At 71.3% G+C, this 14,127-nt stretch carries 12 protein-coding genes; 9 read left to right on the top strand and 3 right to left on the bottom strand.

Annotated features, from left to right (window positions below; genetic code table 11):
* The first annotated feature begins 141 nt into the window (after positions 1-141).
* The 6 genes from AB0L65_RS22015 (at position 142) to AB0L65_RS21990 (ending at position 6,932) form a co-directional block, all read left to right on the top strand.
* Positions 142-1,227 carry an acyltransferase gene (locus tag AB0L65_RS22015; protein WP_364248205.1) on the top strand — a complete coding sequence of 362 codons (1,086 nt, stop codon included), beginning with the start codon at positions 142-144 and terminating at the stop codon, positions 1,225-1,227.
* Positions 1,228-1,294: 67 nt separating this feature from the next.
* Complete coding sequence (locus tag AB0L65_RS22010) at positions 1,295-2,110, top strand: SAM-dependent methyltransferase (protein ID WP_350728239.1); 816 nt, start codon at positions 1,295-1,297, stop codon at positions 2,108-2,110.
* Between the two features lie 171 nt (positions 2,111-2,281).
* A complete protein-coding gene (locus AB0L65_RS22005) occupies positions 2,282-3,145 on the top strand; it encodes an EamA family transporter (RefSeq protein ID WP_364248204.1) in 864 nt (287 codons plus the stop codon).
* 169 nt (positions 3,146-3,314) lie between these two features.
* Positions 3,315-5,483, top strand: a complete 2,169-nt coding sequence (secA2, locus tag AB0L65_RS22000) for an accessory Sec system translocase SecA2 (RefSeq protein ID WP_364248203.1) — start codon at positions 3,315-3,317, stop codon at positions 5,481-5,483.
* Between the two features lie 45 nt (positions 5,484-5,528).
* Positions 5,529-5,903: a VOC family protein gene (locus AB0L65_RS21995; RefSeq protein WP_364248202.1), complete on the top strand. Its 375-nt coding sequence runs from the start codon at positions 5,529-5,531 to the stop codon at positions 5,901-5,903.
* A 144-nt stretch (positions 5,904-6,047) separates the two neighbouring features.
* Positions 6,048-6,932, top strand: a complete 885-nt coding sequence (locus tag AB0L65_RS21990; RefSeq protein ID WP_350728235.1) for a DMT family transporter — start codon at positions 6,048-6,050, stop codon at positions 6,930-6,932.
* A gap of 15 nt (positions 6,933-6,947) precedes the next feature.
* On the opposite strand, the gene AB0L65_RS21985 is transcribed toward AB0L65_RS21990, so the two are convergent.
* Both AB0L65_RS21985 and AB0L65_RS21980 read right to left on the bottom strand, forming a co-directional pair.
* Positions 6,948-9,350 (bottom strand): protein kinase family protein, encoded by a 2,403-nt coding sequence (locus AB0L65_RS21985; RefSeq protein WP_364248200.1) that lies wholly within the window; start codon positions 9,348-9,350, stop codon positions 6,948-6,950.
* Between the two features lie 7 nt (positions 9,351-9,357).
* On the bottom strand, positions 9,358-9,933 hold the full coding sequence (locus AB0L65_RS21980; protein ID WP_364248198.1) for a GNAT family protein: 576 nt from the start codon (positions 9,931-9,933) through the stop codon (positions 9,358-9,360).
* 109 nt (positions 9,934-10,042) lie between these two features.
* Between AB0L65_RS21980 and AB0L65_RS21975 the strand changes: the two genes are divergently transcribed.
* From AB0L65_RS21975 to AB0L65_RS21965, 3 genes are read left to right on the top strand one after another with little or no spacing between them, the layout of a single operon-like run.
* Entirely contained in the window at positions 10,043-11,245 is a 1,203-nt protein-coding gene (locus tag AB0L65_RS21975) for an acyl-CoA dehydrogenase family protein (protein ID WP_363979530.1), read from the top strand.
* Positions 11,242-12,405, top strand: a complete 1,164-nt coding sequence (locus AB0L65_RS21970; protein ID WP_364248196.1) for an acyl-CoA dehydrogenase family protein — start codon at positions 11,242-11,244, stop codon at positions 12,403-12,405. Before AB0L65_RS21975 ends, AB0L65_RS21970 begins: the two co-directional genes overlap by 4 nt.
* A complete protein-coding gene (locus AB0L65_RS21965) occupies positions 12,402-13,469 on the top strand; it encodes an acyl-CoA dehydrogenase family protein (RefSeq protein ID WP_364248194.1) in 1,068 nt (355 codons plus the stop codon). Before AB0L65_RS21970 ends, AB0L65_RS21965 begins: the two co-directional genes overlap by 4 nt.
* Here the strand turns inward: AB0L65_RS21965 and AB0L65_RS21960 are convergent.
* The gene (locus tag AB0L65_RS21960; protein ID WP_363979539.1) at positions 13,440-14,030 is read right to left on the bottom strand and encodes a TetR/AcrR family transcriptional regulator; all 591 of its coding nucleotides are present in this window, start codon (positions 14,028-14,030) and stop codon (positions 13,440-13,442) included. The genes AB0L65_RS21965 and AB0L65_RS21960 overlap by 30 nt on opposite strands.
* Positions 14,031-14,127: the final 97 nt, after the last annotated feature.

Raw genomic sequence — 14,127 nt, 5'->3', positions numbered from 1 at the left:
TTACCGAAGATCCAGGTTCCTCGGGCGCACGCCTCCTGCTACCCGGCCACGGCCGCGTAAACGTCTTGCAAAGCACTTGCATGCAGGCGAGCGGCAAGCGGCCGGGCGCACCCTCTCCATGAACAGGAGGGGGTGGAACCCATGCGAACCAGCTCAGACCGGCTCTACGAGATCGACGGCCTCCGGCTGCTGGCGGCGCTCTGCGTCGTGCTCTTCCACTACACGTTCTCCGGCTGGGCCGGCGGCAACAGCCCGGTGGTCTTCGCCGCCGAGAGCTCCTGGTCCAAGTACGGCTACCTGGGCGTGGACCTGTTCTTCCTGATCAGCGGGTTCGTGGTGCTGATGAGCGCGTGGGGCAGGAGCCCGCGCTCGTTCGTGGTGTCGCGGGCCGTGCGGCTCTATCCGGCGTACTGGGTGGGCATCGCGGTCACCGCCGTGGTCACCGTGACGCTGGGGCAGGGGCTGTTCCAGGTGACGCTGCCGCAGGTGCTGGCGAACCTGACGATGTTCCAGGCGGTGCCGGACATCGCGAACGTGGACGTCGTCTACTGGACGCTCTGGGCCGAGATGCGGTTCTACTTCCTCATCCTGGCCCTGACCTGGATCGGGATGACGCGCGGCCGGGTCATGGCGGGGCTGTGGGGCTGGCTGGGGCTGACGTTCGCGGTGGAGACGGGGCTGCTGCCCGGGTTCGCCGACCTGGTCGTGCAGTCGGAGTTCTCCCACTACTTCATCGCCGGGATGGCCCTGTTCATGCTCTACAAGTTCGGGCTGAACCGCCAGATCGCGCTGCTGGTGCCGATCTGCCTGGGCAACGCGGTCTACCGGGCCATCGGGTACGCCGACGCCGTCGGCTCGCGGTACGCGGTGTCGTACTCACACACGGTGATAGTCGCCGTGGTCGTGCTCGTCTTCCTCGTCATGACGCTCGTGGCGTTGCGGGCCACCCGCCTGCTGGCCAGGCCGTGGCTGGTGACGGCCGGCGCGCTCACGTACCCGCTCTACCTGCTGCACGGGCACATCGGGTTCATCGTGTTCAACCGGGTGGGGGACGCGGTGAACAAGTACGTGCTGCTGGCCGCGCTCGTCGCGGTCATGTGCGGGGCCGCGTACCTGGTGCACAGGTTCGTGGAGCGGCCGCTGGCACCGGCGTTCAAGCGCCTGCTGTCCGGCCGGCCGGCCGTTCCGTCACTGGGCGTGTTCGTCGCGGGGCGTCCCACAATCTGACGCGTTCTTCCCGTTAAGCCCCCAAGTGCGACTACGATCCCGGTCAAAGCACGCAAAGGGGGCGGGGTTGAGTCTCAGCGGAGAGTACGAGTGGGCTCCACCCGGAGTCGACCCGACGCGGCCCAGCGTGGCCCGGGTACACGACGCGCTGCTCGGCGGCATGGAGAACTTCGCCGCCGACCGCTCGGTGGCCCGCAAGCTGAAGGACACGGTGCCCGAGGTGGTGAACCTCGTCTGGTGCAACCGCGCCTTCATCGGCAGAGTCGTGGACTTTCTCGTCCGCGAGGCCGGGATCAGGCAGATCATCGACCTGGGCGCCGGGCTGCCCACGGTGGAGAACACGCATGAGGTGGCCCAGTTCGCCGACCCCAGGGCCAGGGTGGTGTACGTCGACAACGACCCCATGGTCGAGCCGCACGCCCGCGCCATCCTGAACGGCAACCCGTACGCCGACGCCATCACCGCCGACGTCCGCGACGTGGACGCCGTCCTCGGCCACCCCTCGCTGCGCCGCCTGATCGACCCGGCCCAGCCCACGGCGATTCTCATCGTCGGCCTGCTGCACCTGCTGCCGGACCAGGACGACCCGCACGGGCTGGTCCGGCGGTACATGTCCGCGCTGCCGAAGGGCAGTTACCTGGCCGCCTCCAACATGATGGCCTCGGACAACCCCAAGGCCCAGGCGCTGGAGGCCATGCTCCACGTCACCATGGGCACCGGGTACTTCCGCGACCGGGACTCCATCGCCGCGTACTTCGACGGGCTGGCGCTGGTGGAGCCCGGGGTGGTGCACTTTCCCGAGTGGCATCCGGACGAGCGCCTGCCCGGCCCGCTGGCCACCTGGGAACAGCTCCTGCTGGGCGGCGTGGCCCGCAAACCCTAGCCGCCGCCGCGCCGCGCTAGGGTGAGCGAGTGCATCGACGCTTGATCTGCTCCCCGCCGCCCGCCCTCTAGCGGGCGGCATTCCCTGAGATTCCGGGTCTGACCGATCCGGGGGTGGTTGCTGCCCGCACACCGGGCCCATTCCAACCACTCCATCCGGAGCACTCCTGTCATGACCCATGTCTCCGCCCGGCGGGGCGCCCTTTACGTGTCCGTGGCCGCGACCGCCTGGGGCACGGGCGGCGCCGCCGGTTCGCTGCTCTTCGAGTCCGGCGGCCTCGGCGCCGTCGGCGTCTCCCTGTGGCGCTACCTCCTCGGCGCCGCCTTCCTTCTCCTCCTCACCCGCCGCCCCGTCGTGGTCGACGGCCGGATCCTGCTGATCGGCGCCGGAATGGCCGTCTACCAGACCGCGTACTTCGCCGCGATCGCCCACTCCGGCGTGGCGATCGCGACCGTGGTGACGATGGGCGCCACCCCCGTCTTCACCGCCCTGGGCAGCCGCTTCCTCCTCCGCGAGCCGCTCGGCCGCGTCGCGCTCACCGCCCTCGCCACCGCCCTGATCGGGCTCGTCCTCCTCACCGGGGAGACCGCGCTGCAGGCCCGCACGTCCTCCATCGCGGGCATCGGCCTCGCCCTGCTCTCGGCCGCCGGGTACGCCGGGGTCACGATCCTCTCCCGGAGGCACGGGGGCGACGATCCGCAGGGTGTGGCGATCGGCGGGTTCGTGGTCGGGGCGGCGTGCCTGGCGCCGTTCGCGCTGGTGGAAGGGGTTGTGCCGAACGTGAGCCTGTCGTCCGTGGCGCTGCTGGTCTACCTGGGCGCGGTGCCGACGGCGCTCGCGTACGGCCTGTTCTTCCGAGCCCTGACCGCGCTGCGCGCCACCACGGTGTCGATCATCACGCTCGGGGAGGCCGTGGGCGCGGCGGTGCTCGGCGTGGTGCTGTTCGGGGAGCGGCTCACCCCTCTTGCCTGGTCGGGGTGCGTGCTGCTGCTGGCCGCCGTCACAGTTCTCGCCGTACGGGCTGAATCCGGGTGACTCGGACATGAGCGATGTGGCGGCGCAGCGTCCCGGATGAGCTAATGTCCGGTACGGCGGCGCTTGCCGTAACGTCGCTCCGCTCCCCTCCCTTGTAAGAGGGAACGGTGTCGGCGAAGCGTGCGTTGGAGGAACTGTGGCCTCAATAAAGGGAATTATCAGGAATCTCTTGGATCGTCCAGGAGGGGTACCCCTGACCCCCTATGAGAAGACCGTCAAGGCGGCGGAAGGCCGCGCCGATCGGTTGCGCAAGCTCGACGAGCTGCCCGAGCCGAAGATGGACGATCTGGCCGAGTTCTGCGCCATCGCACGCGAGGCCGCCGACAGGACGCTGGGCCTGCGGCCGTACGACGTGCAGTTGCTCGGCACCTTGGCCCTCCTCGACGGGAAGGTCGCCGAGATGGCCACCGGCGAGGGCAAGACGCTGTCCGGCGCCATGGCGGCGGCCGGCTACGCGTTGCAGGGCAAGCATGTCCACGTGATCTCGGTGAACGACTATCTGGCCAGGCGCGACGCCGAGTGGATGGGCCCGTTCTACGAGGCGCTCGGCGTCACCGTGGGCTGGATCGGCCAGAACTCCACGTCGGAGGAGCGGCGCGAGGCGTACGCGAAGGACGTCACGTACGGGCCCGTCAGCGAGATCGGGTTCGACGTGCTGCGCGACCGGCTCCGCACGGTGGCCGGCGAGATCATCGTGCCCGCGCCCGAGGTGGCCCTGATCGACGAGGCCGACTCCGTGCTGGTCGACGAGGCCCGCGTGCCGCTCGTGATGGCCGGGTCCACCGACCCCGGCAGCGCGGTGCCGGAGATGGCGGCGCTGGTCAGGCAGCTCGTACGCGGCTACCACTACGAGATCGACGAGCAGGCCCGCAACGTCTACCTCACCCCCAAGGGCGCCGACAGCGTCGAGAACCTCCTCGGCGTCGAGCTCTACGACGAGCACGAGCCCGGCACGCTCATCGAGCTCAACCTGGCCCTGCACGCTCACGCGCTGCTGGCCCGCGACGTCGACTACATCGTGCGCGACGGCAAAGTCCAGCTGATCAACCCCTCGCGCGGCCGGGTGGCGCTGCTCCAGCGCTGGCCCGACGGCCTCCAGGCGGCCGTGGAGGCCAAGGAGGCGCTGCCGCCGAGCGAGAAGGGTGAGATCCTCGACTCGATCACCGTTCAGGGTCTGATCCGCCGCTACCCGGAGATCTGCGGCATGACGGGCACGGCGGTGGCGGTCAGCGAGCAGCTCGGCGAGTTCTACGGCCTCAAGGTCGCGGTCATCCCGCCCAACCGGCCCTGCGTGCGCGAGGACGAACCGGACCGCATCTATCCGACCGTCCCCGACAAGGACGCCGCCCTGGTCGAGGAGATCCAGGAGATCCACGCCACCGGCCGGCCGATCCTCATCGGCACGCTCGACGTCGCCGAATCGGAGAACCTCGCCAAGCTCCTCCAGCGCCGCGGCATGGAGCCGGTCGTCCTCAACGCCAAGAACGACGCCGAAGAGGCCGCGATCATCGCCAAGGCGGGGGAGCGCGACGCCATCACCGTCTCCACCCAGATGGCCGGGCGCGGCACCGACATCCGCCTCGGGGACGGCGTCGCCGAGCTGGGCGGCCTGTACGTGATCGGTTCGGGCCGCCACGCCAGCAGCCGCCTCGACGACCAGCTCCGCGGGCGCGCCGGCCGCCAGGGCGACCCGGGCGGGTCGGTCTTCTTCGTCAGCACGCAGGACGACCTGATCACCCAGTTCGTCCCCGACGAGCGTCCGCCCGCCGCCGACGCCGACGGCATCGTCCGCCACCGGCGCGGCGCGTACCTCGTCGGCCACGCCCAGCGCGTCGCCGAGGGCGTCAACCTGGAGATCCACCGCAACACGTGGCGCTACACCCGCCTCCTGGAGCACCAGCGCGAGCTCATCCTGGAGTGGCGTGACAAGGTCCTGCACGGCGACTCCGCCTCCAAGGCCCTGTCCACGGCCGATGCCGAACGCTGGGAGGCCCTGCCGGAGGACACCAGGGACGAGACCGCCCGCCAGATCGTCCTGCACGCCATCGACCGCTGCTGGACCGAGCACCTGGCGTTCCTGACGGACCTGCGCGAGGGCATCCACCTGCGCGCGCTGGGCCGGATGAGCCCGGTCGACGAGTTCCACCGGGAGGCGGTGGCCGAGTACAAGTCGCTGCTGGCCGAGGTGGAGCGGCGCTCGCTGGAGTCCTTCGAGGCTCCCGAGCCGGACCTGAAGCGGCCGACGGCCACCTGGACGTACCTGGTGCAGGACAACCCGTTCGGCACGGAGTGGGACCGCATCCTCAAGCGTGTGACGGCCGCCACCCGCCGCGGCTAGCCGTACCTGACAGGAGCTGACAGGTACGGCTGAAACCATGGGCTCATGACGACGAAAGCAAAGCTCCTGGCCGTTACCCTCGACTGCGCGGAGCCCAAGAAGCTGGCCGAGTTCTACCACGAGATCACGGGGTGGGAGATCCAGTACGCCGAGGACGAGTACGCCGCCGTGGGGAACGGCACCACCAGCATCTACTTCGGCCGGATCCCCGACCGCAAGCCGGTGACCTGGCCGAGCCCGGACAAGCAGTTCCACCTGGACTTCCGGGTGCCGGACGTGGAGAAGGCGGCGGAGGAGTACGTCGCCCTGGGGGCCACGAAGCCCGAGTTCCAGCCGGGGGTCACGGAGGACGGCGTCGGCTGGATCGTCCTCCAGGACCCCGCAGGCCACCTCTTCTGCGTCTGCCCCGACCGCTCCTGACCTCTTCCCACCCGGTCACACATGTGTCCTGACCGGGATCAGCTCCGCCCGAACGATCCACCAAAAGTATGATTCGCCAGCTTTGCTTCCCTCATAAGCTAGAGGAATGCTCTTGGAAGGATCCATGCCCCTGCGCGGGCGCCCATGACCTGGGTCGGCCTGATCATCGCCCTGGCAGGAGCGCTTGGATACGCACTCGGCGCGGCCCTGCAACAGTACGAGGCCGTGGCCGGGGGCGCCTCGCTCAAGCTGGTCCGGCGCCCCCGCTGGTTGATCGGCGGCGCCATCGGCCTCACCGGCGCCTGCCTGCACGCCGTGGCGCTGAGTTTCGCCCCGCTGGTGGCCGTCCAGCCGATCAGCGTCGCCACGCTGGTGTTCGCCGTGCCGCTGGCCGCGTTCATGTACGGGCGCAAGCCGTACCGAGCGGAGATCTTCGGCTCGATCGCGGTGGCGGTGGGCCTGCTCTGGCTCATGCTCCTGGTGCCGCACCACAACGTGACGCCGAGACTGAGTGACGGCGCCGCGCTCGTGTTCCTGGCCGTGATCGGCGTGATCGTCCTGGTGACGCAGCTGATCGCGGCCCGGGTGCACGGGCCGAGCAGGGCGTTACTGCTGTCCGTGGGCGCGGGCGTGGTGACGGCGAGCGTGTCCACGTTCGTCCGGGTCGTCGGGGGCGGCATGGAGGGGGACTGGGGCCGGCTGGTGCACTGGTTCACGCTCGCCGTGCCCGTGCTGCTGGTCTGCGCGGTGGTGCTGTTGCAGCGCTCGTACGCGGTCGGCTACTTCGGCATCGCGTACGCCGGCGTACAGGTCATCGACCCCATCACCTCGGTCCTCGCCGGCGTGATCCTCCTCGGCGAGCCCCTGCCGACCAACCCCTCCACCGCGATCCCCGCCATCCTGGCCAGCGCGCTCACCATCGGCGGCACGATCACCCTCGGCCGCCTCGCCCCCGACCACTCCCACCCCACCCCCACGCAGCCCCAGCCGGCCCCCGAGCCGGTGTCCGCGACCTCCCAGGCCGGCTGACCCCTTCGCCGGTGGTCAGCAGGTGTCGCGGTGCGGTAGTTCGGGCAGGTGCCGGGACCACTCCTGCGGGGAGAGGGCGCCGTACCGGGAGCAGATGTACGCGGCGTGATCCCGGGGCGCGGGCTCGGGTGCCAGATCGATGGTCAGCACGATTCCGTGTCCGGCCAGGACCCGCAGCCGTCGTCCGTCCCCGGTGACCGTGGCCTGGGCCGCCCGGTCGACGCCGGCCGCGGGCACCGCCCTGTCGGCCACCGGCGTGCCGGTGCCGTCATCGAGCCGCCAGACCCGCACGCGATCGCTGTCCGTGCTGACGAGCAGCCGCCCGTCCGGGCTGAACCGCAGGTGGCCCGGCGAGGGGCGCAGCCGGGTGGACCGGCTGGGCACTCCGTCGAGGCCGTAGATCTGGATCCCGCTCTCCTCGGCGATCGCCACCCTCTGGCCATCCGGGGCGAACGTCGTGTACTCCCACGGCATCCGGTCCAGCCACGGTGCGCGGGACGGCCGGGGCGGGCGGCGGATCTCCGAACGATTGCCGGCGAAGACCAGCGACACCCGATCCCCTGGGCCGACCACCGCGTACTCGCCCACGAACGCGGCTCGCCGCGCCCTCAGGTCCCACGCCCAGCGCTCGCCCGACAGCCGGGCCGCCGCGAACAGCAGGCCGCCGCCCGGGCTGAACCATGCCGACTGCTCCCCGGGCGCGCCGAGGCCGCGGCCGAAGGGCGGGCCGACGCCGTCGCCGGACGTGGTGTCCCAGAGGTACGAGCGGTCGACGCCGACGAGGGCCACCGTGTGGCCGTCGGGGGACCAGGCCATGGCGCGCACGGTCTGGACCGGGCCCGCCGTTCGAGCGAGCAGGCTGCGGGAGGGGATGTCGTACACCCGCAGGGTTCCCTCGTCGAGTGCGGCGAGGCGGGAGCCGTCGTCGCTGATGGCGTGGAGGGAGCGGGGGCCCGCGTACGGGTCGGCGAACACGTCCACCGCCGGATCCGCCGACGTCAACGCCCGGCGCGCCTCGGGGATCGGGGCCAGGCGCCACGCGGCGAGGCTGAGCTTGCGGGCCGTCACCGGGTCCGCCAGTCGCAGCGCCTCCGCCCGGGACGCCGCCACCTTCGCCATCGCCTGGTCCAGGCGTCCGTCGGCGGCGCCCCGCTGCCACAGGGCGAGCAGCACCACCACCGACAGCAGCCCCGCCATGACCGTCCACCGCCTGCGCGACCTCCGGCGTACCCTGGCGAGCCCCGCGTCCAGGAACGTCTGCTCGCCGGAGCTCAGCGTCACCCGCCTCCGGCCGCTGGCCGCCCACGCCAGGGCCCTGTCCAGCGGCTCCCCCCGGAACAGCGCCGCCTCCCGCCGCCCGCCCGCGTCCCACCGCCGGGCCGCCCGCGCCAGCTCCCTGTGCACGGCCAGTCCGTCGCGCTCGCCGTCCAGCCACTCGTGCAGCCGCGGCCAGGCCCGCAGGAGCGCCGCGTACGTGATCGCCGGCGAGCCGTCACCCTCGGTGAGGAGGCCTGCCTTGCCGTACGCCTCCAGCACCCCGTCGATCGAGGCCACCTCGTCGGCGGCGCGGCCGGCGACCAGGTCGGTTCTGGAGGCGGCGACGATGATGTCGGAGCCGTCGGAGTCCAGGTCCACCAGGCGGAGGAAGACGTCCGGCACCAGGTCCTGCTCGGCCGGGCTGAGCCGCGCGTACACGGTCTCGGCGCGGACGCCCAGCGGCGGGTCGGAGACGGGCTCGGGGGGCAGCAGGCGGCCCTGCTGGGATTGCGGGGCGTCGAGGAGGGAGAGGAGGAGCTGGTGGGCGCTCGGGCGGCGTTCGGGATCTCGCTGCAGGGCGGCGGCCACCAGCCCGCGTAACGGGCGGTCCAGCCGCTCGCCGTGGCCTGATCGCTCGTCCGGGCCGTAGGCGGCGAAGATCAGCAGCCGCCCCCAGGCGTGCACGTCCGCGGCCGGTGCCGCCGGCTCCCGGGAGAGACACCAGCCCAGGCCGACCAGACGTGGTCCCTCGGTGCCCAGGATGACCTTGTCGGGGGTGAGGGACCCGTGCACCGCGCCCGCCTCGTGGGCCGCGGCCAGCGCGGTGGCCACGGCGGTGGCCAGGCGGTAGAGGGCGTCGCCCGTGTACGGGCCGTGCCGGTCCACGACCTGCCGCAGGGTGGGGCCGGGGATGTACTCGCCGACCAGGTAGGGCGGCTCGCCGTCCAGGCAGGCCTCCGTCAGCCGGGCAACCGACAGCGACCGCACCCGCCCGGCCGCCGAGGCGGCGGTGGCGAGCCTGGCGCGGGCCTCGGCGTCCGGCAGGCAGGGCACTCCCAGCGCATGCCGCGTGCCCGACTCGTCGTAGGCCTCGCGGACGACGACGTGCCCGCCGCCGTCGAGCCGGGCGCCGAGCCAGTAGCCTCCCAGCCGATCAGTCATACACCCCTTAACGGTCCAAGCGGGCCCGGTGCTGCGGCCACTCCTCTTCGAGGATGCCGAAATAGACCGTGTCGCGCCAGGTGCCGTCCGGACGCTTGCGATGCCGCCGCAGCGTTCCCTCGTGCACCCCGCCGATGCGCTTGATGGCGTTCTGCGACCGGAGGTTGAGGTGGTCGGTCTTGAGCAGGACGCGGTTGTAGCCGAACGCGAAGGCGTGGTCGATGAGCAGGACCTTGCAGCCGGTGTTCACGGCCGTGCGCCACACCGACCGGCCGTACCACGTCCAGCCGATCTCGATGCTCGCGTCGAAGCCCGGCACGTCGCCGTACGTGGTCCAGCCCACGGCCCGCCCGCTCTCCTTGAGCACCACCGCGAAGGGGACGTGGTTGTCGTCGGTCATCAGCCCGAGGGCGACCTTCCCCAGCTCCTCCTCGGACCGCGGCGCGGGCGCGGGCAGCCAGCGCCAGACCTCCTCGTCGGCGCCGGAGGCGGCGAACAGATCGGGAACGTGGTCGAGGGTGAGCGGTTCGAGCCGGACGACGCCGTTCTCGAGCACCACGGGGTCAGGCAGCTTCGCGGTCATGGCAGGCAACTCTAGGGGCGCCTGTGAAGTCCCGATGATGGCCACCTGCACCTTTTTGTGGGGAACCACCTGTCGACACTCATACCGGCCGGTCGGTAGGCTCGCAGGCATGGACTTCGCCTTTGACAGCGTCACCGAGGACCTGCGCGAACGACTGCTGCGATTCATGGAGGAATGCGTCTACCCCGCCGAGGCCCCCTTCGAGGAGCAGGCGGCGGCCAGCGGCTGGAGCCCGCCGCCCCTCATGGAGGATCTCAAGGACGAGGCCAGGAAGCGCGGCCTGTGGAACCTGTTCCTCCCGGGCGAGCACGGCGCCGGCCTGACGAACCTCCAGTACGCGCCGCTGGCGGAGATCATGGGCCGGAGTCCTACCATCGCCCCGACGGCCACCAACTGCGCCGCGCCCGACACCGGGAACATGGAGGTCCTTTCCATGTTCGGCAGCGAGTGGCAGCGCAAGGAGTGGCTGCGGCCGCTGCTCGACGGGGAGATCCGCTCCGCTTTCGCGATGACGGAGCCCGACGTGGCCTCCTCGGACGCCACGAACATCGCCACCTCCATCGTCAGGGACGGCGGCGAATACGTCATCAACGGCCGCAAGTGGTTCATCTCCGGCGCGATGAACCCCAACTGCAAGATCTTCATCGTCATGGGCAAGACGAACCCGGACGCGCCCAAGCACCGCCAGCAGAGCATGATCCTGGTGCCCCGTGACACACCCGGGCTGCACATCAAGCGCGGCATGCACGTCTTCGGCTACACCGACGCCGACCACGGCGGCCACGCCGAGATCGTGTTCGAGGACGTACGCGTGCCCGTGGAGAACCTGATCGGCGAGGAGGGCGGCGGCTTCGCCATCGCCCAGGCCCGGCTCGGCCCCGGCCGCATCCACCACTGCATGCGCCTGATCGGCATGGCCGAGCGCGCCGTGGAGCTGATGTGCAGGCGGGCCCTGGCCAGGACGACGTTCGGCAAGCCCGTCGCCCAGCAGGGCGTGGTCCAGGAGTGGATCGCCGAGTCGCGGATCAGGATCGAGCAGTTGCGCCTGCTCGTGCTCAAGACCGCCTGGCTCATGGACACGGTGGGCAACCAGGGCGCGCACACCGAGATCCAGGCCATCAAGATCTCCACACCGATCGCCGTGGAGTGGATCCTGGACAAGGCCGTCCAGGTGCACGGCGCGGGCGGCGTCTCGCAGGACTTCCCCCTGGCGGGGCTCTGGGCGGGCGCCCGCTCGCTGCGCCTGGCGGACGGCCCCGACGAGGTGCACAAGCGGTCCCTGGCCTATCGCGAGCTGAAGAGGTACATGTGAACGAGGCGGAGATCAAGGAGCGGGTCGCGGCGTTCCTCGCGGAGCACGACCCGGACGGGGACCGGCCGGAGTTCCTGCGGGCGAGGTTCGACGCGGGGCTGGCCTGGGTGTGGTTCCCCGAAGGGCTCGGCGGGCTGGGCGCGTCGCGGGAGCTGCAACTGGTCGTGGAGCGGGAGCTGGCCGGGACGCCGCAGCTCAACGTCGGCGTCCAGGGGATCGGGCTCGGGATGGCGGCCCCGACGGTCCTGGCGTTCGGGACGGAGGAGCAGAAACGCCGCTTCCTCCGGCCGCTGTGGACCGGCGAGGAGATCTGGTGCCAGCTCTTCAGCGAGCCCGGCGCGGGATCCGACCTGGCTACGCTCGCGACCCGCGCCGTCAGGGACGGGGACGAATGGGTCGTCGATGGCCAGAAGGTGTGGACGTCCGGCGCCCATCACTCCAGGTGGGCCATCCTCGTCACCCGTACCGACCCGGACGTGCCGAAACACCGCGGCATGACGTACTTCATCTGCGACATGCACGCGCCGGGCGTCGAGGTGCGGCCGCTGCGGCAGGTCACCGGTGAGGCCGAGTTCAACGAGGTGTTCCTGACCGGCGTGCGGCTCCCCGACGACCTGCGGCTCGGCGAGGTCGGCGACGGCTGGCGGGTCGCGCAGACCACGCTGATGAACGAGCGCGTCGCCATCGGCGGCGCTCCCGTGCGGCGCGGCGGCGGCATGGTCGGCGTCGTGGTCGACTCCTGGCGCGCCCACCCCGAGCTGCGCACCCACGACCTGCACCAGCGGCTGCTGTCGCTCTGGGTGGAGTCGGAGGTCACCCGCCTGTCCGGGGCACGCCTGCGCGAGCAGCTCGCCGCCGGCCAGCCGGGGCCCGAGGGATCCGGCATGAAGCTGTCGTTCGCCAAGCTCAACCAGGCGCTGTCCGGCTTCGAGGTGGAGTTCGGGCGCGACCTGGGTTACGACGACTGGACGTTCCGCCGCTCCGAGGACGTCGACTTCTACGGCCGCGGCCCCGGCTACCGCTACCTGCGGGCCAAGGGCAACTCGATCGAGGGCGGCACGTCCGAGATCCTGCGCAACATCATCTCCGAGCGGGTGCTCGGCCTGCCCTCAGAGCCCCGCGTCGACAAGGACGTGCCCTGGAAGGACCTGCCGCGATGACACGGAGCGAACTGAGCGACCCAGCGACGCTGCTGTATTCAGAGGTCGAGGAGGAGCTGCGGGCCGCGGTGCGCGGGCTGCTCGCCGACCGCTGCCCGCCCGCCGCCGTGCTCAAGCGGATCGAGTCCGAGCCCTACGACCTGGACCTGTGGAAGACGCTGGCGGGCGAGATCGGGGTGGCCGGGCTGCTCATCCCCGAGCAGTACGGCGGCGCCGGGGCGTCGGCCAGCGAGGCGGCCGTCGTGCTGGAGGAGCTGGGCAGGGGAGTGGCGCCGGTGCCGTTCTTCACCAGCTCGGTGCTGGCCACCCGCGCGCTGCTGCCGACCGGTGACGCGCTGCTGGAGGAGCTGGCCGAGGGCAGGAAGACCGCCGCCCTCGTCGTGCCGTTCGCGGCCTCCCCGTACCGGACGGGCGCGGCCGTGCGGTACGAGGACGGGCGGCTGAGCGGGACCGTCACCGGGGTGGCCGGGGCCGACGTGGCCGACGTGCTGCTGGTGCCCGTCGGCGGCAGGCTGCACGCCGTGGAAGGGGGCGCGCTCGTCCAGGTCGTGCCGTCGCTCGACCAGACCAGGCCCGTCGCGACCGTCACCTTCGACGGGGCCGAGGCCAGGGACGTGGGGGAGTGCGACCTGGCCGAGGTGCTCAGGTTCGGGGCGGGGTTGCTGGCGTCCGAGCAGCTCGGGGTGGCCGAATGGTGCCTCGACACGACGCTCGCCTACGTCAGGGAACGCCACCAGTTCGCCCGGCCGATCGGCTCCTTCCAGGCGATCAAGCATCGGCTGGCAGACCTGTGGCTGGACGTCGTACGGGCCAGGGCCGCCGCCCGGAGCGCCGCGACCGACGGCTCGGCGCTCTCCGTGGCCGTGGCCCAGTCGTGGAACGCGGGCGTGGCCGTACACGCCGCCGAAGAGGCCCTGCAGCTCCACGGCGGGATCGGGATGACGTGGGAGCACCCCGTGCATCTCTACCTCAAGCGCGCCAAGGCCGCGGAGATCGCGCTGGGCACGCCCGGCGACCATCGCGCGGCGCTGGCCTCACTCGTCGACGTGCCCGGCCCCGAGTGAGGTGAGCAGCAGGTCGGCGAAGTGCCTGCCCACCTGGGCGCCGGTCAGTGGCCCGTCCACGTGGAACCACGAGCCCAGGTGGTGCACCGAGCCGAAGAAGTAGTCGACGACCAGCTCCGCCGGGACCCGGTCGCTGAAGACGCCCTCGCGCTGGCCCTCGGCCACGAGGCCGCGGAAGCGCTCGTGGTAGCGGCGGCGCTCGGCGCGCACAGTCTTCTGCGTCTCCGGCGCGAGCAGGTGCATCGACCTGAAGAAGATCTTGGAGTCGTCCAGGTTCGCGGCCGTGGTCTCCACGACGTCGGCCGCGGCCCGGTACAGGCGCTGCCGCACGTCGCCGGGGCCGTCGGCGATCCGCGTCAGCCGGTCCATCTGCATGCGCAGCACCCGGCCGTAGATCTCGTGCAGCAGGTCGTCCTTGGAGTCGAAGTAGTGGTACATGGCGCCCTTGGTGACGCCGGCCGCCACGACGATCTCCTGCACGGAGGTGCTCTCGAAGCCGCGCTCGGCGAACAGACGGGTCGCCTCGGCGAGCAGTCGCTGTCTGACCGGTTCCTCTTTCACATGTCCCCCTTTGTCACCTGCTTTAGCATACCGACTGGTCGGTTGAGGTCATTTGCTGGTCTTGCGGGTACTAATTACGTCACCTTAGGCTCGCCTT

The organism is Nonomuraea sp. NPDC052116 (genome assembly GCF_040680035.1).
Lineage (GTDB): Bacteria > Actinomycetota > Actinomycetes > Streptosporangiales > Streptosporangiaceae > Nonomuraea > Nonomuraea angiospora_A.
This window is presented reverse-complemented; position numbering and strand designations above follow the sequence as displayed.

Bases quoted from the DNA above. Each gene is read 5' to 3' on its own strand.
- AB0L65_RS21990 (WP_350728235.1), top strand. From the start codon at position 6,048: ATGACCTGGGTCGGCCTGATCATCGCCCTGGCAGGAGCGCTTGGATAC.
- AB0L65_RS21965 (WP_364248194.1), top strand. From the start codon at position 12,402: ATGACACGGAGCGAACTGAGCGACCCAGCGACGCTGCTGTATTCAGAG.
- AB0L65_RS22015 (WP_364248205.1), top strand. From the start codon at position 142: ATGCGAACCAGCTCAGACCGGCTCTACGAGATCGACGGCCTCCGGCTG.
- AB0L65_RS22005 (WP_364248204.1), top strand. From the start codon at position 2,282: ATGACCCATGTCTCCGCCCGGCGGGGCGCCCTTTACGTGTCCGTGGCC.
- AB0L65_RS21980 (WP_364248198.1), bottom strand. From the start codon at position 9,933: ATGACCGCGAAGCTGCCTGACCCCGTGGTGCTCGAGAACGGCGTCGTC.
- AB0L65_RS21995 (WP_364248202.1), top strand. From the start codon at position 5,529: ATGACGACGAAAGCAAAGCTCCTGGCCGTTACCCTCGACTGCGCGGAG.
- AB0L65_RS21985 (WP_364248200.1), bottom strand. From the start codon at position 9,350: ATGACTGATCGGCTGGGAGGCTACTGGCTCGGCGCCCGGCTCGACGGC.
- AB0L65_RS21975 (WP_363979530.1), top strand. From the start codon at position 10,043: ATGGACTTCGCCTTTGACAGCGTCACCGAGGACCTGCGCGAACGACTG.